This window comes from Mesorhizobium sp. 43Arga (genome assembly GCF_053714255.1).
This window is the reverse complement of record NZ_JBSKBO010000002.1, coordinates 682,092-701,247: the sequence shown is the minus strand read 5'-3', so window position 1 is coordinate 701,247 and position 19,156 is coordinate 682,092. Positions and strand designations below refer to the sequence as shown.

Annotated in this window: 29 protein-coding genes, 1 tRNA gene and 1 riboswitch; of the genes, 17 read left to right on the top strand and 13 right to left on the bottom strand. The window is 64.8% G+C overall.

What is annotated here, in order from left to right:
• Positions 1–628: 628 nt before the first annotated feature.
• The 3 genes from ACWGS8_RS09860 to ACWGS8_RS09850 all read right to left on the bottom strand — a co-directional run bounded on the left by ACWGS8_RS09860 (position 629) and on the right by ACWGS8_RS09850 (position 2,177).
• A tRNA-Gln gene (locus tag ACWGS8_RS09860) sits at positions 629–702 on the bottom strand.
• A 37-nt stretch (positions 703–739) separates the two neighbouring features.
• Positions 740–1,036, bottom strand: a complete 297-nt coding sequence (locus ACWGS8_RS09855) for a hypothetical protein (RefSeq protein WP_454580732.1) — start codon at positions 1,034–1,036, stop codon at positions 740–742.
• 238 nt (positions 1,037–1,274) lie between these two features.
• Positions 1,275–2,177, bottom strand: coding sequence for an alpha/beta fold hydrolase (locus ACWGS8_RS09850; protein WP_454580731.1), 903 nt, complete (start codon positions 2,175–2,177; stop codon positions 1,275–1,277).
• A gap of 157 nt (positions 2,178–2,334) precedes the next feature.
• Here ACWGS8_RS09850 and ACWGS8_RS09845 point away from each other — a divergent pair, with 157 nt between their 5' ends.
• Positions 2,335–2,628, top strand: coding sequence for a hypothetical protein (locus tag ACWGS8_RS09845; RefSeq protein ID WP_454580730.1), 294 nt, complete (start codon positions 2,335–2,337; stop codon positions 2,626–2,628).
• Positions 2,629–2,714: 86 nt separating this feature from the next.
• Here the strand turns inward: ACWGS8_RS09845 and ACWGS8_RS09840 are convergent, their stop codons facing one another.
• The 5 genes from ACWGS8_RS09840 to ACWGS8_RS09820 all read right to left on the bottom strand — a co-directional run bounded on the left by ACWGS8_RS09840 (position 2,715) and on the right by ACWGS8_RS09820 (position 4,771).
• Positions 2,715–2,960, bottom strand: a complete 246-nt coding sequence (locus ACWGS8_RS09840; RefSeq protein WP_454580729.1) for a DUF982 domain-containing protein — start codon at positions 2,958–2,960, stop codon at positions 2,715–2,717.
• A 26-nt stretch (positions 2,961–2,986) separates the two neighbouring features.
• Positions 2,987–3,223 (bottom strand): DUF982 domain-containing protein, encoded by a 237-nt coding sequence (locus ACWGS8_RS09835; protein ID WP_454580728.1) that lies wholly within the window; start codon positions 3,221–3,223, stop codon positions 2,987–2,989.
• Between the two features lie 118 nt (positions 3,224–3,341).
• Positions 3,342–3,797: a GFA family protein gene (locus ACWGS8_RS09830; protein WP_454580727.1), complete on the bottom strand. Its 456-nt coding sequence runs from the start codon at positions 3,795–3,797 to the stop codon at positions 3,342–3,344.
• Positions 3,798–4,002: 205 nt separating this feature from the next.
• On the bottom strand, positions 4,003–4,182 hold the full coding sequence (locus ACWGS8_RS09825; protein ID WP_015317039.1) for a DUF3606 domain-containing protein: 180 nt from the start codon (positions 4,180–4,182) through the stop codon (positions 4,003–4,005).
• Positions 4,183–4,402: 220 nt separating this feature from the next.
• Positions 4,403–4,771 carry a VOC family protein gene (locus ACWGS8_RS09820; RefSeq protein ID WP_454580726.1) on the bottom strand — a complete coding sequence of 123 codons (369 nt, stop codon included), beginning with the start codon at positions 4,769–4,771 and terminating at the stop codon, positions 4,403–4,405.
• 223 nt (positions 4,772–4,994) lie between these two features.
• On the opposite strand from ACWGS8_RS09820, the gene ACWGS8_RS09815 reads away from it, so the two are divergent.
• Entirely contained in the window at positions 4,995–5,420 is a 426-nt protein-coding gene (locus ACWGS8_RS09815) for a DoxX family protein (RefSeq protein ID WP_454580725.1), read from the top strand.
• A gap of 75 nt (positions 5,421–5,495) precedes the next feature.
• On the opposite strand, the gene ACWGS8_RS09810 is transcribed toward ACWGS8_RS09815, so the two are convergent.
• Together ACWGS8_RS09810 and ACWGS8_RS09805 are read right to left on the bottom strand one after the other, a co-directional pair.
• Positions 5,496–5,801, bottom strand: a complete 306-nt coding sequence (locus ACWGS8_RS09810) for a hypothetical protein (RefSeq protein ID WP_010910423.1) — start codon at positions 5,799–5,801, stop codon at positions 5,496–5,498.
• Between the two features lie 116 nt (positions 5,802–5,917).
• Positions 5,918–6,187 carry a hypothetical protein gene (locus ACWGS8_RS09805; protein WP_454580724.1) on the bottom strand — a complete coding sequence of 90 codons (270 nt, stop codon included), beginning with the start codon at positions 6,185–6,187 and terminating at the stop codon, positions 5,918–5,920.
• A gap of 332 nt (positions 6,188–6,519) precedes the next feature.
• Here ACWGS8_RS09805 and ACWGS8_RS09800 point away from each other — a divergent pair, with 332 nt between their 5' ends.
• The 8 genes from ACWGS8_RS09800 (at position 6,520) to ACWGS8_RS09765 (ending at position 10,436) form a co-directional block, all read left to right on the top strand.
• The gene (locus tag ACWGS8_RS09800; RefSeq protein ID WP_454580723.1) at positions 6,520–6,927 is read left to right on the top strand and encodes a hypothetical protein; all 408 of its coding nucleotides are present in this window, start codon (positions 6,520–6,522) and stop codon (positions 6,925–6,927) included.
• Complete coding sequence (locus tag ACWGS8_RS09795; protein WP_454580722.1) at positions 6,920–7,309, top strand: hypothetical protein; 390 nt, start codon at positions 6,920–6,922, stop codon at positions 7,307–7,309. Before ACWGS8_RS09800 ends, ACWGS8_RS09795 begins: the two co-directional genes overlap by 8 nt.
• Positions 7,203–7,967, top strand: coding sequence for a terminase large subunit domain-containing protein (locus ACWGS8_RS09790; protein ID WP_454580721.1), 765 nt, complete (start codon positions 7,203–7,205; stop codon positions 7,965–7,967). Before ACWGS8_RS09795 ends, ACWGS8_RS09790 begins: the two co-directional genes overlap by 107 nt.
• Positions 7,968–8,269: 302 nt before the next feature.
• Complete coding sequence (locus ACWGS8_RS09785; RefSeq protein ID WP_454580720.1) at positions 8,270–9,397, top strand: phage terminase large subunit family protein; 1,128 nt, start codon at positions 8,270–8,272, stop codon at positions 9,395–9,397.
• Positions 9,398–9,399: 2 nt separating this feature from the next.
• Positions 9,400–9,600: a hypothetical protein gene (locus ACWGS8_RS09780; RefSeq protein WP_454580719.1), complete on the top strand. Its 201-nt coding sequence runs from the start codon at positions 9,400–9,402 to the stop codon at positions 9,598–9,600.
• The gene (locus ACWGS8_RS09775) at positions 9,597–9,836 is read left to right on the top strand and encodes an ABC transporter permease (protein WP_454580718.1); all 240 of its coding nucleotides are present in this window, start codon (positions 9,597–9,599) and stop codon (positions 9,834–9,836) included. The genes ACWGS8_RS09780 and ACWGS8_RS09775 overlap by 4 nt, the downstream gene beginning before the upstream one ends.
• Positions 9,821–10,015: a hypothetical protein gene (locus ACWGS8_RS09770; RefSeq protein WP_454580717.1), complete on the top strand. Its 195-nt coding sequence runs from the start codon at positions 9,821–9,823 to the stop codon at positions 10,013–10,015. The genes ACWGS8_RS09775 and ACWGS8_RS09770 overlap by 16 nt, the downstream gene beginning before the upstream one ends.
• Before the next feature lie 103 nt (positions 10,016–10,118).
• The gene (locus tag ACWGS8_RS09765; protein WP_454581257.1) at positions 10,119–10,436 is read left to right on the top strand and encodes a hypothetical protein; all 318 of its coding nucleotides are present in this window, start codon (positions 10,119–10,121) and stop codon (positions 10,434–10,436) included.
• Positions 10,437–10,553: 117 nt separating this feature from the next.
• Here ACWGS8_RS09765 and ACWGS8_RS09760 read toward each other — a convergent pair whose 3' ends face one another.
• Complete coding sequence (locus ACWGS8_RS09760) at positions 10,554–10,760, bottom strand: hypothetical protein (RefSeq protein ID WP_199649964.1); 207 nt, start codon at positions 10,758–10,760, stop codon at positions 10,554–10,556.
• A 944-nt stretch (positions 10,761–11,704) separates the two neighbouring features.
• Here ACWGS8_RS09760 and ACWGS8_RS09755 point away from each other — a divergent pair.
• Positions 11,705–12,175 carry a GNAT family N-acetyltransferase gene (locus ACWGS8_RS09755; protein ID WP_454580716.1) on the top strand — a complete coding sequence of 157 codons (471 nt, stop codon included), beginning with the start codon at positions 11,705–11,707 and terminating at the stop codon, positions 12,173–12,175.
• Between the two features lie 94 nt (positions 12,176–12,269).
• On the opposite strand, the gene ACWGS8_RS09750 is transcribed toward ACWGS8_RS09755, so the two are convergent.
• Positions 12,270–12,977 (bottom strand): hypothetical protein, encoded by a 708-nt coding sequence (locus ACWGS8_RS09750; protein WP_454580715.1) that lies wholly within the window; start codon positions 12,975–12,977, stop codon positions 12,270–12,272.
• Between the two features lie 157 nt (positions 12,978–13,134).
• On the opposite strand from ACWGS8_RS09750, the gene ACWGS8_RS09745 reads away from it, so the two are divergent.
• Together ACWGS8_RS09745 and msrA are read left to right on the top strand one after the other, a co-directional pair.
• Positions 13,135–14,721 (top strand): glycosyltransferase family 39 protein, encoded by a 1,587-nt coding sequence (locus tag ACWGS8_RS09745; RefSeq protein WP_454580714.1) that lies wholly within the window; start codon positions 13,135–13,137, stop codon positions 14,719–14,721.
• A gap of 174 nt (positions 14,722–14,895) precedes the next feature.
• Complete coding sequence (msrA, locus tag ACWGS8_RS09740) at positions 14,896–15,414, top strand: peptide-methionine (S)-S-oxide reductase MsrA (RefSeq protein WP_019859281.1); 519 nt, start codon at positions 14,896–14,898, stop codon at positions 15,412–15,414.
• 78 nt (positions 15,415–15,492) lie between these two features.
• Here msrA and ACWGS8_RS09735 read toward each other — a convergent pair whose 3' ends face one another.
• A complete protein-coding gene (locus tag ACWGS8_RS09735; RefSeq protein WP_454580713.1) occupies positions 15,493–15,699 on the bottom strand; it encodes a hypothetical protein in 207 nt (68 codons plus the stop codon).
• 84 nt (positions 15,700–15,783) lie between these two features.
• A riboswitch (TPP riboswitch) is annotated at positions 15,784–15,897 on the top strand.
• On the opposite strand from ACWGS8_RS09735, the gene ACWGS8_RS09730 reads away from it, so the two are divergent.
• The 4 genes from ACWGS8_RS09730 (at position 15,888) to ACWGS8_RS09715 (ending at position 19,131) form a co-directional block, all read left to right on the top strand.
• On the top strand, positions 15,888–16,496 hold the full coding sequence (locus ACWGS8_RS09730; protein ID WP_199642009.1) for a Ykof family thiamine-binding protein: 609 nt from the start codon (positions 15,888–15,890) through the stop codon (positions 16,494–16,496). (Overlaps the previous riboswitch by 10 nt.)
• A gap of 43 nt (positions 16,497–16,539) precedes the next feature.
• Positions 16,540–17,358, top strand: coding sequence for an ABC transporter permease (locus ACWGS8_RS09725; protein WP_454580712.1), 819 nt, complete (start codon positions 16,540–16,542; stop codon positions 17,356–17,358).
• A complete protein-coding gene (locus tag ACWGS8_RS09720; RefSeq protein WP_454580711.1) occupies positions 17,355–18,122 on the top strand; it encodes an ABC transporter ATP-binding protein in 768 nt (255 codons plus the stop codon). The genes ACWGS8_RS09725 and ACWGS8_RS09720 overlap by 4 nt, the downstream gene beginning before the upstream one ends.
• A complete protein-coding gene (locus ACWGS8_RS09715) occupies positions 18,115–19,131 on the top strand; it encodes an ABC transporter substrate-binding protein (protein WP_454580710.1) in 1,017 nt (338 codons plus the stop codon). Before ACWGS8_RS09720 ends, ACWGS8_RS09715 begins: the two co-directional genes overlap by 8 nt.
• Positions 19,132–19,156 lie beyond the last annotated feature (25 nt).

Below are 19,156 nucleotides of genomic sequence, written 5' to 3'. Positions count from 1 at the left end.
TCGTTTCTAATAGTTTACGTTGTCGGCAGGATGGGGGCATTCCTGCTGAAGATCGGCTCTCCGATCGGCCCGCGCGCCTCTCCCGAGAGCGCGGGCTTTTCCGCGCCGATAGAACGGGGCGGCGGCCCGGCACACTTGGTTGGGGGAAAGTGATGTGCCGGGCCTAACCGGCGTGGGGCGGCTGCCGGCTGGCTATATATGCGGCATGGCTGGTAGGGCTGAAGCATTCAAATGAAGGAGGTGTATATCGCGATTGGATAAAGTAACGGAACGTCCAATGGACGATACCGGAACCAAAGCGGTTACGTCAGACCTTTGCGTGAGGACCATGGGACCTTGGTCCCCATGGGAAAAGCCCGCCGCAGGAGCGACCTGCAGCGGGCTTTTGTAGTGGCTACATCCCGAAGGAATCGACCGCTTGTGATTGCACTGTGAACCAAGTGGCCGCGTCAGCCTATGGTGTGATCGCGGAAGGCAGGTTTGGGGCTCGGTTACAGACACGGTGGGATGCTCCTGCTCGCCGAGACACCGGGAAGGTGGCTTTGCGTTCTTGCCCAGGTCCCATGTCCTGAACCTTCCTTGTGCGATGATATTCGACAGATCTGGAAGCCGACGATCTGATTGTGCCTGGTTCCCGCTCATGGGCTCGAACCACGATTCACGCCTTCAAAGGGCGCTGTCCTACCATTAGACGAAGCGGGAGAAGCTCGGATGGTTATGCCGCCAGGACGGCGAGGCGTCAATTCGGGAAGTTGTCGACCGGCTCTTCGCAGCGATAGACCGGGCAGTGCCCGTCGCGCGCCGGGATATAGGCCGACATCGGCACGTCCGGCCAGTCGCATTCATTGCCGAACGGCCTGACATAGCGGTCATAGGTGTTCGGTCCCGTGGTCAGCACCACGGCGCGGCGGCTCTGGATCATGGCCCGGATCTCGGCGCAGCTCATGCCGCGGCTGTCGGGTCGCGCCTCGGCTGCAGCGGTCGCCGCGAGCATGGTGCCCAAGGTCATCAACAGGACAGGAAGGCGAGCGGACATGGTGGCCTCTTTGGTTCGGGTGCTGCATGCATTGTCCCATAAAACCCATCATGTGTCCGCCGGTTCCGCGACGGCCGAGCATTGCGCCCGAAGCCATGTGCTGTTCCTTCTGCGGCGGCCGCGACCGCCTCTATGAGGAGTGCCCGCAGAGGACCGATCCGCCTGCCGCTCCATCGGACGATGCGGAGAAACCTAGCTGACCCGGTCCTTTAGGCGGCGGCGCCGGCAAGGTCGACCACTAGGCGCGGCCCGGTTCGCCGAAGAAATCCGCCAATGCCCGCGCGGTTTGTTCCGGCGCCTCCTCGGGGAAGAAATGGCCGCCGGGCATGGCCCGCCCGCGGACATCATCGGCCCAGCCCCGCCAAAGAGCCAGCGGCCCGCCTTCGCCCGCATACCAATCGGCAAGCGCGCCTTGCCCGCTCCACAGCGCCAGCACCGGGCAGCGGATACGCCGTCCGGCGGCCTTGTCGGCATGGTCGTGCTCACGGTCCAGCGTCGCCGCCGCGCGGTATTCCTCGCAAATGGCGTGGATGTGGGCGGGATCACGCAAGGCATCGATATAGGCCTGGCGCACCTCGGGCGGAAACGCCGACGGCGATGATCCCCAGCCGCCGAGCGCGTTGTCGACGATCGGCTCGGCGGATCCCGCCAGCATCAACTCCGGCAAGGGCTCGGGCTGCGCCAGCAGCGACCACGGCCAGTAGCCCTGTGCCAGTCTGGCGTCGGCCCGATCCCACGCGTCGGCCGTTGCGACGATGTCCAGCACCGCAAGCTTTTCAACGCGGCCGGGATGATCGAGCGCCATGCGGTACGCAACCCGCCCACCGCGATCATGGCCGGCGACCATGAAGCTGCCAAAGCCGAGCTTGGCCATCAGGGCCGCCATGTCGGCGGCCATGGCCCGTTTGGCATAAGGGGCGTGCGCGCTGTCCGACGACGGGCACGCGCTGGCGCCATAGCCGCGCAGGTCGGCGCAGATGACGGTGAACCGCTTGGCCAATTCAGGCGCCACGTCGCGCCACATCAGATGGGTCTGCGGAAAACCGTGCAAGAGCAGCAGCGCCGGACCGCTGCCCGCCCGGCGGACAAATATGCCGGCCTCGCCGGTATCGATCTCCATCGTCTGAAAATTACGGAGCATGATGGTGCCTCCTTGCCGCCAACGGCCGGAGGCTGGATTTGGTTGCGGACGGTCGCGCCGGGGCGCCCACCTTTGTTCGCCAACCTTTCGGGCCGTTGGGCGTTGTCCCTGCGAGGCAGGCCGCCGCGGGCGGCCGTGCAAGCAAAAGGAGGCTCGGATGAAACCTCTCGTCATCGCGTCGCTGATGCTGGCCCTGGCCGTGCCGGCGGCGGCACAGACGGACCAGCAGGGCACCGACCCGGCCCCGCAGGTCGACAAATGCCGGGTCCAGCCCGATCAAGGCAAGCAGCAGCCAGGTGGCGGCAATCTGAGCGAAAAGCTCAATGATTGCGGCGGCGTGCTGAGGCCGCCGGCCACTGGCGACCAGGGCATGGCCACGCCGGCGCCCGACGTAGGCAAGACACCGGTGATCAAGCCGGGCCAAATTCCGGCCCAGCCTCCGGCTCAGTAGAAGGCGGTCCGGGCATTGTTTCCGCAAGGCGATCGTCTTGATGCCGATGGCGCCAAGAGCTTCGGGAGGGATTGCTGGCCACAGCCCTAGCGAACCAGCACGCCGGCATGATCGCACAACGCCGTAAAGGCCTCCTGCGCCTGCGCCGCGCCGTCCTTGTCTTCCAGCGCCGCCTCGATCTTTTCGCGCGCGGCCTGGTAGAAGGGACCGCGGCTGGCATGCGGCCAGTCGATCAGGATTTCACTGGCGTCCTGAAGGGTCGCCACCTCACGGATCGTGTCGGAGCCGTGCGGCTTGATCCGCACCGGTGTCGACAACATCACATCGGCCATTGCTTTTCCCGCCTTTGGTTTTTCCGCTATTGGAGGATGCGGGCTTCGCGCGCGGCGTCGATCATCGCCCGCATCGCCTTTTTCGGCGGCGTCCAGCCATCCAGTGCGTCGCGGCAGCAGCGCAGCGCCGCCTGGTAGCGCCGGCCTCGGCCGGCCGGCCAGTCGCCGAGGCATTCCAGCCCCTCCCAGGCACTGCGCACCACGCGTTCACGCTCGGGGGCGAATTTCAGGCGGATCGGTCGGGGAAACATCTTGTCGTTCAACTGAAATCTCCGTGGCATGTCGCCCGACAGTGACCGTCGTTCTGGAACGGCGGCACGCATGAGGGGCGTCGGATAACGGCGCCGACAAAGGAGGGTTCCAGGCCCGAAGGATCAATTTTCAATCGTGCGCGACGGTGTCCGACAAAGGCCTCGGCGCCGGCGGCTCGGCATCTTCAGGCGTTGGCCCGTCAAGGGGCCGGTCGTGCTCGAATTGTTCGGTGCCGGGCAAGGCATGCAGCCAGGTCTCGCGGCGGCCGATCCACAATTCATATTGCGGCTCCAGGTCGGTCGGCGCGACGTCGAGGCTGCCGAGCATCACCTCGACCTCGGTGTCGCCGATCCAGGCGACGCGGCTGCCGCAGGTCGGGCAAAAGCTGCGCGTGCCGTAGCTGGCGACCTCGCCCGATGTCTTGAAGACGTCGAGCGGCCAGATGGCGAAGGCCGAATAGGCCGAGCCGCTCGCCTTGCGGCAGTCCTTGCAGTGGCAAAGGCCGACGCGGATCGGCTGGCCGGTGACGACGAAATGCACGCCGCCGCACAGGCAACTCCCGGTTCTGCGTGTGGTGTCGGACATGATCGCGGCCCTCCCTCGGTCTGGCGTTCGTCAGTCTGGCACGTTGCTGGCGGGGCGGGACAGATGCTCGTCGGCCATTCTGTTGGCCAGAAACCGGGACAAGACATCCCGTTTCGCCAACCGGGGTGGTGCTACCAACCCGGCCGATGCGGCCCGCAGCATCTTCAACGCCATGCCGGCGAAATGGTTGCGGCTTGCGGCCGTCCTATCCGCGCGCGGCCATGTGATTGTCGAGCTTCTTGCGCGACGGGCCGTAGCGCTTGATGATGGTCTGGGCTTCGCTCTGCGGGATGCCGTATTTGCGCGCGAAGGCGGCGACCTCGTAGGTCTCCTCGCTCGAAACCAGCTTGCGGTCCTGTTTGGTCTTCGATTTGTCGTCGGGCATGCCGGGCCTCGCTCTCTGTCAGCCGCATGATCACGCGGACATCATTATATAGGATGCCGCGGTCAGACATAACAGCGACCGGCGCTGCTGGTTCCATGGCGGAGGACAGAAGCCTGACGCGGATCGCAGGTCGTCAGGCCGATGCAGCGCCCGCGGCACGGGGCGGTCTCGGCGCATTCGGCGCAAGGCGCGCTGGCGCCAAGGGCCGGGCGCTCGGGGATCATGCCCTTGGTTCAAAAAGCTCGACCACGTTGCCGGACGGGTCTTCGCAAAGGATCTGGCGGCCGCCGGGGCCGTCGACGATCTCGTTGCGGAACGGCACGCCGGCCTCGGCCATCCGGGCGGCGAGCGCCGGCAGGTCCTGCACCTCGATGACGATGCGGTTCCAGCCGCCAGGCTGCGGCGTGCGGCCATCCGGCATCGGTCTTGCCGCCGAGGCCATCGGGCCGGCGAGCCAGAACGTCAGGTCGTCGCGCTTGAGGATGGCCATCGCCGGACCGAACTGCTGGCGCAGCGCGAACCCCAGATGGCTGGTGTAAAATTCTATCGCCTGCTCGACATCGCTGACGAGATACCGGACCGTCGCCATTGCTGGCTCCCTCGCAAACTGATCACGCCCCCTTGGCGAGGGTAGCTTTCGGGGCGGGTCGCGGCAAGGTTGCAACCCGGCGACGGCGTCCTGTCGGTGAGCGCCGGCCCGCTGCCGACGCCCGCCGCGGCCGCGCTTGCGGACAAAATTTCAGGCCGGTGTCGGAACCGCACGGCCTCGCCCGTCCTTGGGTCGATATCCATCGCAACCCTGGAGAGACAATATGCCGGACATTATTCAATCGCCGTGGCAGACCGCGGCCATCCTCATCGCCCGCCTGATCTTCGCCGCCATGTTCCTGATGGGGGTGGCCTTCAAGTTCATGGACATGGGGGCCACCGCCGGCTACATCGCCGCCGCCGGCTTCCCGTTTCCGCTGTTTCTGGCCTGGTGCGCCGCGATCCTCGAGACGCTGCTGGTGATCGCCTTCCTGACCGGCGCGCTGTTGACCCCGGCGGCGCTCGTCGCGGCGGTCTATGTCACCTTCCTCGGCTTTGCCTTCCACGGCCCGTCGCACTGGGCCTCGAACCAGGCCGAGTTCGGCGCCTTCATGTCGCATTTCCCGTTCGCCGCCGGCCTGCTCTTCGCCGCCGTCCACGGGCCGGGACGGACGCTGGCGCTGAACCTGGGCTGGCCGGGCAGGGCGTGAGGGGAGGCAGGGCGTAAGGCGAGCAACGAAAATTGCAGGTTCGCCGTTTCCGTGAAACGGTGAACCATCCGGGCCTCACAGCTGATCGTTGTAGGGCTCCTTCATCTGGCCGACCATGCGGGCCAGCTTCGAGAAGGACGGCATGTCGGCCTCGGGCTGGCACTGGTTGGCGAGTTCCAGCAGCCGGATCGGGAAATTGACGGCGTCGCGGCTCGACGCCGACATGCCATTGGACCGCTCCTCGCCGGTTTCGCTGGCCTCGGCCTTGCGTAGCGCGATGTCGATCTCCTCCGATGTCAGCACCCCCTTGCGAACCAGCACGTGGTTGATCGAGGCGACGGCCATCAGCAGGCCTTCGAGTTGCAGATTGGCGACGTTCATTGGGGTTCCCTCCATTGACCAAAGGGGAAACGCGCCAGCGGCGTTTCCGATCCGAAGCCAGGCGCGAGCCGGTTTCAACCGGGATGCCGGGCAGGGCGCTGGCTCGTGCGACTGGCCTATTCCTGCGTCAGGCGCTCGCCATATTCGCGCCACACCGCCTTGACCTCCAGGCTGCCGAGGCGCGGGATCGACGGATCGCCGCAGGTGATGGTGACGGCGCCGATATCATAATTGGGGTAGGCGTTGGCGACGAAGCGGATCGCTTCGCCGAGCGAGTTCACGCGGATGACCGGATCAGCCTGGCCCTGACCGGTGCTGCGCACACCGGAAACCGTGGCTGGAGCATGCCGCATCCTGAAGACGGATGCCATGGCTGGCCTGTCCATCGTCCTCTCCCACAAGGCCGTGCGACGCGAATCATTCCATGAGCTTCTTCTGATGGTCCCACAGCTGCCGGCTGATGAAAAGCCGGCTAGCCGATGTGGGTTTCGGCCGCGGCGCGGAGCTTGATCGAGGAGGAGGCTCGAGGGTTTTAGCGATCTAGGAATTTTTTCCTTGACCGGGTGAGGGCAGGCATGCTACATTTTTGTCCATGGTGCTGATTTGCGCCAAAGACCCGCCGCCGAGGCGGGTTTTGTGTTTTGGGCGCCTTGTCGGCCGATCCGCCCGGCCGCCAACTTTGTATGCCGGCGGGCCAGCGATCTTTGCGAGAAATCCAATGACCCAGCGCTACGCCACGATCATCGCCGACGATGACGGCCGCGAAATCGTCAGCGCCATTGGCGAATTCGAGGGCGCGCCGCCACGCCCGCGCCTGGGCCGGATCGAGCCGGTGGCAGCAGGCGTGCTGATCGGCATGGTGCGGGATGCGGAGGGTGGCTTTGGTTTCCCGCAAGCCGCCATCGGCGGGCAGGCCATCGGTCTCGTATTGGCGCGGCTCAGGGCGCAGGCCAGCGTGGCAAAACGCGCCGTTGCGCCAGACCCTGCCGCGACCGCAAAGCCGAAGCGCGCGAAGAGCGCCAAGGTGGCGAAAAGGAAATCCCGCCGGAAGAAACCGGCGAGATCGGTGCCGAAGACGGCCTTGGCTGCTGCCGCCAGCGGCGCCGTGGATCAAGCCGATGGCTGACGAAGCCGCCGGCAAGCCGACGCGCGCCAAGGCGAGGCTGGCAAGGCGCAAGCCCGTCGCCAAGCCTGCCTTGGCACGGAAGCCTCACGCGACGCGGACGAAGAAGACGCTGGGCGATGATTTTCTCGCCGCCGTGCGGGCCGATTTCCGCGCGCATGGCGCCGGCGTCATTGCCGAGGTGCGGGCCGACAAGCCCGACCAGTATCTGAAGATCGTGCTGTCGGCGCTGCCAAGGGATTTTGATGTCGCCGTCAACCATCTGGACGCCCTGAGCGATGAAGAAATCCGCAGTCGTATCCGCAACCTCGAAACCATCCTCAAGCCGTTCCTCGAAGAATCCGCCGATATCAGCGAAGACGGAATATCTGGCGCTGCTGGCTGAGCTTGACCGCCGCAGACGCTGCAACCAGCTGGCGGCCTACAAGCCGTATTTTCGCCAGGCTGAATTTCACGCGGCAGGTGCGCTCAACCGCGAAAGGCTGTTCATGGCCGGCAACCAGCTCGGCAAGACCAGGGCCGGCGGCGCCGAATGGGCGATGCACCTGACCGGCCGTTATCCCGCGTGGTGGCAAGGCAAGGTTTTCGACACGCTGGTGCGGCTGTGGGCCGCCGGCGTGACCGGCGAGGGCACGCGCGATAACCCGCAGCGCGTGCTGGTCGGCCCGCCGCAGCAGCAGGCGGCCTGGGGCACCGGCATGATCCCGGCCGATGCTATTCGTCACACCATCATGGGCCGCGGTGCACCGAGCGCGCTCGACAGCGTCGTCGTACGCCATGGCGGCGGCGGCGATGTCCAGGCCGGCGAGAGCGTGCTGTCGTTCAAGAGCTTCGAGAAAGGCCGCGAGAAATGGCAGGGCGAGACGCTGCACGGCGTCTGGTTCGACGAGGAACCGCCGCTCGACATCTATTCCGAAGGCCTGACCCGCACCAACGCGACCGGCGGGATTACGATCGTCACTTTTACGCCGCTGCTCGGCATGAGCGATGTGGTGCTGCTGTTTTTGTCGGCGGGGGATGTGGAGAGGATGGGGAAGGGGTGAGAAGCGGTCCGCTTTAGCGGGCGAAAAGCCAATTGCTTGGCTTTTCGAGCTTCGAACGCCTTGAGCCTGCGAAAGGCCGGGGCACCTCTCAAAACCTGGTTCCTCGCGCCCGCCAGGGGCGGGGGAGAGGTGGCCGCGAAGCGGACGGAGAGGGGGCTTCGTAGGGCGCTGGCTTAACAGGATCGGCCTTGCTTCGTCTTGCTAAGTCAGCGCCATCCCCCTCTCCGTCGCGGCTTCGCCGCGCCACCTCTCTCCCCACATTCGCGGGGGCGAGGAACCCAAAATTTCCAAAGGCTCCCCCAATGTCCCGTCACGTCACCTTCATGACCATCGACGATGCCGCGCATTATTCGCCCGAGGAACGCGCGGCGATCGTTGAGGCCTATCCCGAGCATGAGCGCGAGGCCCGCGCGCTGGGCATTCCGGTGCTGGGCTCGGGCCGCATCTTTCCGGTGGCCGAGGCGCTGATCGCCTGCGAGCCGTTCCGGCTGCCGCGCTACTGGCCGCGTATCGGTGCGCTCGATTTCGGCTGGGACCATCCTTCCGCCGCCGTCGAACTCGCCTGGGATACGGAGGCTGATGTCGTCTATGTCACAAAAGCAGCGCGGGCCTCGCAGCAGACGCCGGCGATGCAGACGCTGACCCTAAAACCCTGGGGCGAATGGCTGCCCTTTGCCTGGCCGCGCGACGGCCGCCGCGAGACGCTGGAAGGGGCCGGCGTGGCGCTGGCCAAGCAATATTCAGCGCACGGGCTGAACATGCTGTCGCGCCACGCGCAATTTGCGGACGGTTCGGTCTCGGTCGAGGCCGGGCTGATGGAGATGCTCGACCGCATGCAATCCAGCCGCTTCAAGGTGTTTTCGACGCTCGCCGACTGGTGGGAGGAGTTCAGGCTTTTTCGGCGCTTCTATTGGGATGTGGTGCTTGGCGCCGAACTGCCCGATGGTGTCGACTACGCCGTATTCGACTTCGCGGTGAACAGCGGACCGGGCAGGGCGGCAAAATACCTGCAGGCAAGCGTGGGCGTCTCGCAGGATGGGCGCATCGGTCCGGCGACGCTGGCGGCCGTCAAGATAAAGCCGGCTGGCGTCGTCATCGACCAGCTTTGCGATGCGCGGCTGGCGTTTCTCAGGCGATTGCCGACATGGGCGACATTCGGGCGCGGCTGGTCCGATCGGGTCGGGTCGGTGCGAGCCCAGGCCCTGCTGATGTCGGCACAGCCTGCGACGCCCGGGCCGGTTCCTCGACCGGTCCAGCTGCCGCCCGGAGCTGAAACGCCCGCCGGCAACGCGCCCGTGCCGGCGTCGCCGACACCGGGCGGTTCCGGCGTACCGGCTGCTGCCAGGGCTAGCCGTGTCATCGCAGCTTGCCTGCTCATCGCCTATGCCACCTGGCATCACATTGCCGTCGCCTTGCAAGGGATGTTCTGACCATGGCCACTATCACCCAACCGACCAGCCGCCCGACCAATAAGCTGACGGCCGCGACCATTGCCGCCGCGGCCATGTCGGTGTCCGGTGTCTTCGTGCGCAATCTCTGGCCGTCCTGGTACGACGCCGAAACCTGGGCCACGCTTCTGCCGATTGCGGTCTTCGCCCTCGGCTATCTGGTCAAGGATGAACCCAACCGATGAGCGCGCTTCTCACATTCGTGGCTAGCAATCCGACCCTTCTCGGCATTGGTGCGGCGATCCTCGCTGCACTGGGCTGGGGTGTTCGCCAGCGGCTTGCCGGCGAGCGAAGCGAGCGCGCCCGGCAGGCCGCCGCCGAAGCCGCCGCGCACGACATCGCCGACCAGGTCCAGAAGGATGTCGGCGCACTGCCGGCCGCCACAGCGCGAAAGGAGCTCAAATCATGGGCAAGGGATTGATGCTTGTGTCCGTCCTGGCCGCTCTGGCCGGCTGCACCACCGTCAAGGGCGGATTCTGTGGGGTGTCCAGCCCGCTGCGCCTGTCGGCGGCCGCGGTCGATGCGCTGTCAGACGCCGAGGTCAAGGCGATGTTGGCGCACAACCGCAAGGGCGAAAAACTGTGCGGGTGGAAGCCATGACGGTCGTCGCACTTCCGCTGGACGCGGCCATGCTGCTTGCCGGGCTGGTCATCTTCGGCGCCGGATCGATCTTCGGCTTCCTCGTCGCGAGGGCGATGAAATGATGCACGATCTCTTCGACCTGCTCGGCATCAAGGGACCGGTCGTCGTCGCCGGTCTGGCCGGCGGTGTGCTGCGCGCTTTGTCGCGCCACCGCTACAAGCTGCGCGAAATGGTGGCCTCGCCGATCTGCGGCGCGCTCGCAGCGGCCTATCTGACGCTGCCCGTGGTCCAGTATTCCCGCGCCACGGGCCTGCCGCTGGCCAATGACGACACGACGACGCTGGCGGCGGCGTTTCTCATCGGCGTCTGCGCCATGTGGATCTCGGACATTCTGTTCGAGGTGATCGTGCGGAAGTTCAGGCCGGCGACGGATGACTGAAAGGCCGCAGAAGCGGGCTTCTGTGTTGCTGATGGTTGCTTCGTTGTCTCCCGGCAGGCTAGGCGGCGCGACCGCGCTGATGGCCGTGGCGGCCTTTGGCTCCGATATAAGTGCCTCTCAGTGGAATCTGGTTTTGAAGACACGAAAGACTTCGCACCAGAGGCGGAAATCGGCCGGTCGCCCGGCGAAGTGTGCTTCCATGGCACAGTAGGCCGCTGCGGTCTGCGCTTCCGGCCCATAGAGTTCGATTGCGGCAATTACTGCATCGTTAGGATCGGCAAAATCTGAAAGCCTCAGTGCCGCGCCATTGTCTGTCCGGAGCATCGAGCAACACCTTCTGTTCAGCGCCTTCATGCCGCATATGTGGCGCAAATCACTCCACCTGCGGCCCAGCGGCCTGTTGCTAGAGGGGACTGGCAGCGGAAAGCCGCTGGGCCTGACCGGCAGGGCCTTGAGGATGGCAGCGCCGACTGGCGAATATGTATGCCCCCCTGCTCATATCGGCGAAACATGCGAACGAAGGAAGGGCAAGGCGCGCTGGCTCCGGCTGGCAGGCTTTTCGTTTTAGGAACAATTTCAGCGGAGGCTGATTGAATCACGGTTTTCGAGGAACGAGCAGCTGTCGTGGCTTCGCCATCGGGGATGGGCACCTTCGCCCTCAGTCTGCCTTGCCGCGCCTCCAGGAACACCAGTATTTGGGCGGACTAATTTGCTTCGGAAGCCCCCGCGCCCTTGTTGGGGCGGAATGGAGCACCAATCGAATGATGCGCTTGCCTCCCCTATCATTGCAAAATACATGGCCGGCGTCATTGGGCAAACCGAACGATTTCGCTCTCCAGGCAACCACGTCAAGCCAAATCGCTCGTGGATCGTAGTTCGCCGGCATTCGGAACTGAAACAGGCTTCGCAGCTTCTATCTGAGCGAAGCTTAATGAGGGGGGCCTAATGTTCAGTGACAAGGAAACCCGATTTTTAGAGGCTGGGCTGCTCATGGCGGTGCCGCTCTCAATCCTGATCGCGGTCTTCGTGGTTAGCGTCACGTTTGGCTGGTTCGGGTGACAGGTTGCCGCGGCGGGGCGCGATCCAGGAAGAGCTCCGGCCTTGCCCTGCGTCCGAGAATTCGCGCCTGACGGCTCGATCGAGCCAGTGCCCGCCTCGGCTCACGCCGAGGCGGGCTTTTTGTGTTTGTGGCTCCTGACCGGCCACTGCTATATCGCGGTGCAAGGTTGCCGGACTCGCGGCGGCGTTGATCCAGCCCGGGGTTTCAGATGCACATTGAACGATATGAGGGGAGCCGCGAAATATTGCTGCCGCTGTTTGCCCTTGCCGACGATTCCCCCACGCAGGTTTCCAGCTATATCGAGGAGGGCGAGGTGCTGGTCGCGCGCGAGGGCAACAGGATCATCGGCCACGTGCAGCTCATCGAGACAGGCGAGGGCGGTGTCTTCGAGCTCAAGAGCCTGGCGGTTCGTCCGGCAAGGCAGAGCGAGGGGTTGGGGCGTGCCCTTGTCGCGGCGGCGATCGCCCGCTGCCGCGAGCGCTACGGCCGGCGGTTGACCGTGGCGACCGCGGCAGCCGATATCGGCAATTTGCGATTTTACCAGAGACAGGGCTTTCGAATGTCTCGCATCGTGCAGGATGCGTTCGGGCCATCGACCGGTTACCCCGAAGGCTCGGCTGTCAACGGCATTCCGCTGCGCGACCAGGTGGTTTTCGAACGCGACCTCGGCGCGGATTGAGGATCGTCCACTCCGCGCTCCAGCCTCGAGGCAGTCGCAGATCATTCGATAGCCCGCTCCGGTTCGCCGGGCGGGCTATTTCGCGTTTCCGGGTCTAGGCGAGGATGTTGACGGCGCGGGCCGCGACCAGCGCGATCGTCAACAGCGAGATCATCGCCTCGGCCATCATCAACAGCTTGGCGCGCTGTGACAGCGGCAAGGTGTCGGTCGGCGAAAACGCCGTCGCATTGGTGAAGGCGAGGAAGAAATAATCGACGAAGCCCGGCAGCCAGTCGCGGATCTCGCGGTCGTTCAGGGTCATTTGCGGGAACAGGAAGTCGGAATGGGCGCGTTTGACGAGGCCGCAGGTCGGCGGCCCGCCGCGGTCCGTGCTCCAGAACCATAATGCAAACACGATGACATTGGTGACCCAGATGTTGAGCGCGTCGATCAGCAGCGTCGGGCCGCTGGAGCCGGCATGGCCCGCCAGCAAGGCGCGCACCAGGAACACCAGCGAACCGCAATTCATGACGCTGACGACGCCCGTCATCACCAGCGCCGTCCTGCGGATGATGACGCGAAACCGGCCGACCAGATACCAGTGCTCCTCTTCGATCGCTTTCTGTGTGGCGACCTGTGTCCAGGCGGTGGCGACGGACAGGGGCACGAGTAGGGCGGCCTCCAGCGCCGGCGCCAGCCAGCGCGGGCCGAACGAAAGATCGTTTATCACCAGGAGCTGCAGACAGATGATGACGAGGACAGCCGCACGTGCCAGCCAGAAGTCGAGCGCACGATGGTGGATGACGGCATGCTGATGACGCATCGAATATCCGGGACGTTCAGGCAGGATCAAATGGGCGGCTGTTCTGCCGGGGGCGGGCAACGGGCGCCGAAATTCCCGCCCAATCTTGGTTTTGCAATGGCTTGCAAGTATACTTTTTCGTAAGCTTTGACGTTGGGGCTGTTCGGCAAACCGGACGATGTGGTTTAAGCGCCGCATGGTGGGAATAGACGACTCCATCGATGGTTGGGCGCCGGCGGGACTTAATGCCGCCGGCCTCGAACCGTCATCGATATGGCCCGGCCTGCTCCGCCATCCCTGGTATTTGCTGGCGCTTTTGTGCCTGGTGCAGATCCTGTGCTGGACGGTGGTGCCGGCCCTGATAGATCCCGCCCCGCCCGGCGATGTGGTGGAAGGCTTCATGTGGGGCCGCGAATGGGTGCTGTTGACATACAAGCACCCGCAGCTTCCAGGCTGGCTGCTCGAAACCAGCCATCTTCTGACCGGATCGTTCCGCTGGCCGCAATACATGCTTGCCCAGCTGACGATCTCGTCGACCTTCGTCTTGGTCTATCTGCTGGCCCGCGACATGCTCGGGCAAAGCCGTGCGCTGGCCGCCGTGCTTTTGATGCCGTCGGTCTATTTCTTCGGCTGGCCGACCCCGCAATTCAATCATGACTATGCGCAGATGCCGTTCTGGGCGGCCATCTGCTGGCTGCTCTGGCGCGCCGGCCGTGGCGGCGGGCCGGGCTGGTGGCTGGCGCTCGGACTGGTGTCGGGCGTCGGGCTCTATGCCAAGTTCTCCACCGGCCTGCTGCTTGCCTTCGGCGCACTCTGGCTGTTGTGCGACGCGCGCGCGCGCAGCCGGCTGGCGACGCCCTGGCCATGGCTTGGCCTTGCGGTTTTTCTCGCCGTTGCCGCGCCGCTGGCCATCGCGCTCTACCACATCGATTTCCTGCCGCTGACCTATTTCGCCGCCCGCGACCAATGGGTGACCGAAAACCGGGGGCGCCTCTACTATATCGGTGTCCAGATGGCCGGGCTCTCCGGCTTTCTTCTGGTGCTGACAATATCCGGGTTGTTGCGGCGCTCGCCCGCCCCGGAAGCGCCGGTCGAGCGCGGTATTCTGGTCTATCTGGTGTGGATGGGGCTCGGCCCGGCGACCCTGATCATGGTGGCCTCGCTGTTCACCGGCACCGGCGAGTCCTGGGGCGCGCCGATGTACAATCTTGTCGGTGTCACGGTGCTCGCCTTTCTCGGCCATCGGCTCGGCGCCATCGAGATGCGAAGGCTGGCGATCTGCGCGTTCCTCTGCATCGTCACCATGTCGGGCGCCTATGCGGCGCTGCGCTGGACGGGCTGCAATGTGCGGGGGCGCCTGGACGCCGTCTGCTGGCCGGCACAGCCGATCGCCGACGAGGCCGAGGCGGTCTGGCACGCGGCGGCGCCCGGCCGGCTCGACATTGTCGGCGGCGACACCCAGGTGGCCATGCTGGCGGGCCTCAATGCCTATGACAAGCCGTCGATCTTCACCGATCTCGATACTCACTTCGCGCCCTGGATCACCAGGCAGCGCTTGCACGACCACGGCATGCTGATGGTTTGGCCAGGGCAGGGCGTGCCGCCGCAGTTGCGGACGTGGCTGGGCAACCTGCCGGTCAAGACCGTCCTTTTCAATTGGTCGCGCACGGCGCCGCCTTTGCAGATCAGCTTTGCCGCCATTCCGCCCGGCACGCTGTATCCGCCGCTTGCCGTCGACAGCCAGACCCGGCAACCGCGCGACTGAAACGGTTCGATCCCCGACCGCGTCGTGATATCGTTCGCTCATGGCCGCGTTGGTTCCACGCGACTGGACGAAACGGACGACAATGCCCATCTATTGGGAAATCCAATTTTGTCTGCGCAATTCCGAGCGGGAAACCGCTACACGAGCTGGAATTGCCTTTTGAGGAGACGTGACATGGCGACTTCGACCGAACGCGCAGTGCTAGCCGGCGGCTGTTTCTGGGGCATGCAGGATCTGATACGGCGCTATCCCGGCGTCATCTCCACGCGTGTCGGCTATAGTGGCGGCGATGTGGCCAACGCCACCTATCGCAACCACGGCACCCACGCCGAAGCCATCGAGATCAATTTCGATCCGGCGGTGATCAGCTATCGCACGCTGCTGGAGCGCTTTTTCCAGATCCATGATCCGACGACGCGCAACCGCCAGGGCAACGATGTCGGGATGAGCTACCGTTCGGCGATCTACTATACGAGCGACGAGCAAAAGCGCGTCGCCGAAGACACCATCGCCGATGTCGATGCTTCCGGCCTGTGGCCCGGCAAGGTCGTTACGGAAGTCGCGCCGGCCGGCGCCTTCTGGGAAGCCGAGCCCGAACACCAGGATTATCTGGAGAAATATCCAAACGGCTACACCTGCCACTTCGTCAGGCCGGGCTGGAAGCTGCCGGTTCGCGAGAAGGCCGCATCCTAACGGTTGAGCAAAAACAGCGTTGGGAATGATGTCGAAAGCCGCCGGTGTCCGGCGGCTTTTTCGTTTTTGGGCAATCATTTACCTGCCGCAGTTGTTGTCGTTGACGGTGGGAGCCGTCGCGTTGCCGTTGGCATAGGTCTGCGCACCTTGCGGGTTGGTCGGGCAATTCCGATCCGCATTGGAGTTCATGTCGCGCGGCGCGATGGTCGTGCTGTTGGTAATTGCCGGATCGAGCGTATTGGGCGAGGCTGGCGTGCACGGCTGCGGGGCATCGCCTGCGTCCACGCAACGGCCGGAACTGGTGCAACGCTTTTAGCCCGGTGCGCTGAAAAAACGGCTTCCCCAATGGCACGAATGGTGCTTTAACGCGCCCATCCACAGGGGTGCTCCGTACGGTCGGGGCTGAGACGGGGGCGGCAAGCCCACAGACCCTAGAAGCTGATCTGGGTAATACCAGCGGAGCGAGGCGGGCGATGTTTTCAGGCGCACAGATCTCCCTATATCCCATGGCCGACGATTTCGTCGGCGTCATCCTGGGCGCGCTCGGCGCGCTCGATCCCTACCGGGACAGGCTCCGGATCGAGACCGACGACATCTCGACCTTGCTGGTCGGGCCACCCGAAGTGTTGTTCCCGGCGCTGCGCGACCTGTTCGTTGCGGCGGCGCAAAGCGGCAAGCACTGCGTGCTGTCGGCAGCCATTTCGCGCGGCTGCCCGGGCGAGCCGGACGATCCGATCTGCCGCTCCGATGCGTTTGGCGGGCCTGTCGGGCCGCTCGGCCCGCGCAAGGAAGCCGCCATCACCGCGGTGCGCAATGCTGCTGCCACCGGCCAGCCGGCGGCGGCGCAATTCTCGCTCTATGTGATGGGCACCGGCGACCACATGGATGAGATCTATGGCTGCATCGACTTCCTGAAACAGTCCGGCGTCTATGATCGTTCCAAGAACTTTTGCACCAAACTGCGCGGTGATACCGGCGCGATCTTTTCGGCGCTGAACGAAGCCTTCTGCCGCTTCGGGCCGGGCGCCGGCCACGTAACCCTCGACGTCACGGTTTCGGCCAACAGCCCGACCGCTGTCTGAACAGAACGCGTTTTCTTCGCGCGGCCGTCAAGGTTGTCCTTTCGTGGTTTCATCGTCATCCAGCCGCCCGCGGCAGCTCGCGGGCCTCTTCGCCAAGCTGGCACCGGCCGTGGTGTCGGTCGGGTTGCTGCTCATGGCCTGGGAACTCTACGCAGATTATTCCGGCATCAAGCCGACGATCCTGCCGGCGCCGTCACGCGTCTTCGAACAGGCGATGCTCAATCGCGAGGCGCTGATCGACAACGCCATTCCCACCATCCGCGCCACGTTGATCGGCTTTGCCTGCTCGCTCGCCGCCGCTTTCGCGCTGTCTATGCTGGTCGAATTCTTCCAGCCGCTGCGGCGCGCTCTGTTTCCCGTCTTCATCGTCAGCCAGACCTTGCCGCTGGTGGCGATCGCGCCGCTGGTGGTTTTGTGGTTCGGCTTCGGTTTGACGCCAAAGATCATGCTGGTAGCGCTGGTCACTTTCTTCCCGATGCTGGTGGCTCTGGTGCAGGGCTACGAGGCGACCGAGGTGGAGATCGGCCGGATGCTGCGCGCCATGGGGGCAGGGCGCTGGCGCGTCTTCGTGCTGGCGCGGCTGCCTTCGGCACTGCCCTATTTCTTCGCCGGCCTGCGGATCTCCATCACCTATGCCGTGGTCGGCGCCATCTTCGCCGAATATGCCGGTGCGGCCAAAGGGCTGGGCATCTACATGCTCAACGCCAAGAACAATTTCCGCCCCGATCTGGTGCTGGCCGCGGTCGGCGTCAGTGCCGCGCTCACGCTGATCCTGTTCGGGCTGGCGGTGCTCTTGCAGCGCCTCGCCATGCCTTGGGAGCGGGCCGGCCCGCAATCTGCGGGGAAGGGGCCATTGCGATGAGCCGGCTCGAATTGCGGCATGTGCGCAAGGCGTTCGGCGGGCTTGACGTGCTCGCCGACATTTCGCTCAGCGTCGGTGCCGGCGAATTCGTCTCGATCCTTGGGCCTTCGGGTGCCGGCAAGTCGACGCTGTTCCAGCTTCTGACGGGTGCCGAGCATGGCGAAGGCGAGATGTTGTTCGACGGTATGCCGCTCGACGACCATGGCCGGCATTTCGCGTTCATGCCGCAGCGCGACGCGCTGATGCCGTGGCGGCGCATCCTCGACAACGCGACGCTTGGGCTCGAGGTGCAAGGCGTCAAACGCAAGGCGGCGCGGGCGCGTGTCGCGCCGCTTTTTGCCGAGTTCGGCCTTGCCGGCTTCGAACGGCATTTTCCGGCACAGCTTTCGGGCGGCATGCGCCAGCGCGCGGCATTGCTGCGCACGGTGGTGCAGGAGCGCGACATGCTTTTGCTCGACGAGCCGTTCGGCGCGCTCGACGCGCTGACCCGCGCGGCCATGCAACGCTGGCTCGAGCGGATGTGGCGGCATCATGGCTGGACGGCGCTGCTGATCACGCACGATGTGCGCGAGGCGGTGTTCCTGTCCGACCGCATCTATGTGCTGTCGGCGCGCCCGGCACTTGTGCTGCGTGAAATCAGGGTGCCGCTGCCGCGTCCGCGCAATCCGACCGGCGCCGCCGCGCAGCAGGCCAGCGCACTCGAAGCCGAGATCCTCGACATTCTGCTCAACCCTCAACTCTCCAAAGGACATGACCATGATTGACCTGACACGCCGGCAGGCCTTGCTGCTCACCCTTGCCAGCGGACTTCCGCTGATCGCCGGATCGAGCCGCTCCTTCGCGGCAACGCCAAAAGTCACTGTCGCGCTGGACTGGACGGTCAACACCAACCACATCGGGCTGTTCGTCGCGCGCGACAAGGGGTTTTACCGCGAGGCCGGCCTCGAGATGGATATTCTGCCCTATAGCGATACCGGCGCCGGCACGCTGGTCGCCAACCGCGTCGCCGATTTCGGCATCAACGGCACCATCAGCCTGTTCACCCAGAAGACCGCCGGCGCCGATCTGAAGGCCGTCTACGCCGTGGTGCAGTCCGAAACCGGCCGGGTGGTCTTCAATGCGGCGCGCGGCGAGATCAAAAGTCCGAGGGACCTTGACGGCTTGACCTATGGCGGTTTCGGCAGCGCCTGGGAAAACGCGCTGATCTCGACCATCATCCGCCACGATGGCGGCAAGGGCAATTTCGAAACGGTGACGCTCGGCACTTCCGCTTATGAAGCGCTGGCCAATGGTTCCGTCGATTTCACGCTCGAAGTCTCGACTTGGGAGGGCGTCGAGGCCGAACTCAAAGGCATCAAGCAGCGCAGCTTCGTCTATGCCGATTACGGCGTGCCCGACGAGCACACAACGCTGATTTCCTCGAGCGAAGCCTATCTCAAGGCAAACCCGGCACTGGCATCGGCCTTCGTCCAGGCAACGCGGCGCGGCTATCAGTTCACCGTCGATCATCCGAAGGAAGCCGCCGCGCTGCTGATCGCCGCCAGCAAGGACGCCTTGACCAATCCGGCATTGATCGAGGCGTCGCTGAAGGCGCTGATCGACGGACACTATCTGCGCGCGGAGAACGGCGCCATCGGCACGATGGATCCGGCCAAAATGGACGCCATCGGCGACTATCTCTTCAAAGCGGGCATTTTGCGCGACGCCGATGGTAAGATTCTGACGCAACGCCCTGATTTCACGAAGTATTTCAGCAATTCAGCTTTAAGCTAGAGTGGTTGTCGTCCGTGAAACGGTA

Excerpts from the sequence above, each read along its gene's own strand:
- ACWGS8_RS09855 (WP_454580732.1), bottom strand. The coding sequence starts at position 1,036 with ATGTCCGCTCGCCTTCCTGTCCTGTTGATGACCTTGGGCACCATGCTC.
- ACWGS8_RS09850 (WP_454580731.1), bottom strand. The coding sequence starts at position 2,177 with ATGCTCCGTAATTTTCAGACGATGGAGATCGATACCGGCGAGGCCGGC.
- ACWGS8_RS09845 (WP_454580730.1), top strand. The coding sequence starts at position 2,335 with ATGAAACCTCTCGTCATCGCGTCGCTGATGCTGGCCCTGGCCGTGCCG.
- ACWGS8_RS09840 (WP_454580729.1), bottom strand. The coding sequence starts at position 2,960 with ATGGCCGATGTGATGTTGTCGACACCGGTGCGGATCAAGCCGCACGGC.
- ACWGS8_RS09830 (WP_454580727.1), bottom strand. The coding sequence starts at position 3,797 with ATGTCCGACACCACACGCAGAACCGGGAGTTGCCTGTGCGGCGGCGTG.
- ACWGS8_RS09825 (WP_015317039.1), bottom strand. The coding sequence starts at position 4,182 with ATGCCCGACGACAAATCGAAGACCAAACAGGACCGCAAGCTGGTTTCG.
- ACWGS8_RS09820 (WP_454580726.1), bottom strand. The coding sequence starts at position 4,771 with ATGGCGACGGTCCGGTATCTCGTCAGCGATGTCGAGCAGGCGATAGAA.
- ACWGS8_RS09815 (WP_454580725.1), top strand. The coding sequence starts at position 4,995 with ATGCCGGACATTATTCAATCGCCGTGGCAGACCGCGGCCATCCTCATC.
- ACWGS8_RS09810 (WP_010910423.1), bottom strand. The coding sequence starts at position 5,801 with ATGAACGTCGCCAATCTGCAACTCGAAGGCCTGCTGATGGCCGTCGCC.
- ACWGS8_RS09805 (WP_454580724.1), bottom strand. The coding sequence starts at position 6,187 with ATGGACAGGCCAGCCATGGCATCCGTCTTCAGGATGCGGCATGCTCCA.
- ACWGS8_RS09800 (WP_454580723.1), top strand. The coding sequence starts at position 6,520 with ATGACCCAGCGCTACGCCACGATCATCGCCGACGATGACGGCCGCGAA.
- ACWGS8_RS09795 (WP_454580722.1), top strand. The coding sequence starts at position 6,920 with ATGGCTGACGAAGCCGCCGGCAAGCCGACGCGCGCCAAGGCGAGGCTG.
- ACWGS8_RS09790 (WP_454580721.1), top strand. The coding sequence starts at position 7,203 with ATGAAGAAATCCGCAGTCGTATCCGCAACCTCGAAACCATCCTCAAGC.
- ACWGS8_RS09785 (WP_454580720.1), top strand. The coding sequence starts at position 8,270 with ATGTCCCGTCACGTCACCTTCATGACCATCGACGATGCCGCGCATTAT.
- ACWGS8_RS09780 (WP_454580719.1), top strand. The coding sequence starts at position 9,400 with ATGGCCACTATCACCCAACCGACCAGCCGCCCGACCAATAAGCTGACG.
- ACWGS8_RS09775 (WP_454580718.1), top strand. The coding sequence starts at position 9,597 with ATGAGCGCGCTTCTCACATTCGTGGCTAGCAATCCGACCCTTCTCGGC.
- ACWGS8_RS09770 (WP_454580717.1), top strand. The coding sequence starts at position 9,821 with ATGGGCAAGGGATTGATGCTTGTGTCCGTCCTGGCCGCTCTGGCCGGC.
- ACWGS8_RS09765 (WP_454581257.1), top strand. The coding sequence starts at position 10,119 with ATGCACGATCTCTTCGACCTGCTCGGCATCAAGGGACCGGTCGTCGTC.
- ACWGS8_RS09760 (WP_199649964.1), bottom strand. The coding sequence starts at position 10,760 with ATGCTCCGGACAGACAATGGCGCGGCACTGAGGCTTTCAGATTTTGCC.
- ACWGS8_RS09755 (WP_454580716.1), top strand. The coding sequence starts at position 11,705 with ATGCACATTGAACGATATGAGGGGAGCCGCGAAATATTGCTGCCGCTG.
- ACWGS8_RS09750 (WP_454580715.1), bottom strand. The coding sequence starts at position 12,977 with ATGCGTCATCAGCATGCCGTCATCCACCATCGTGCGCTCGACTTCTGG.
- ACWGS8_RS09745 (WP_454580714.1), top strand. The coding sequence starts at position 13,135 with ATGTGGTTTAAGCGCCGCATGGTGGGAATAGACGACTCCATCGATGGT.
- msrA (WP_019859281.1), top strand. The coding sequence starts at position 14,896 with ATGGCGACTTCGACCGAACGCGCAGTGCTAGCCGGCGGCTGTTTCTGG.
- ACWGS8_RS09730 (WP_199642009.1), top strand. The coding sequence starts at position 15,888 with ATGTTTTCAGGCGCACAGATCTCCCTATATCCCATGGCCGACGATTTC.
- ACWGS8_RS09720 (WP_454580711.1), top strand. The coding sequence starts at position 17,355 with ATGAGCCGGCTCGAATTGCGGCATGTGCGCAAGGCGTTCGGCGGGCTT.
- ACWGS8_RS09715 (WP_454580710.1), top strand. The coding sequence starts at position 18,115 with ATGATTGACCTGACACGCCGGCAGGCCTTGCTGCTCACCCTTGCCAGC.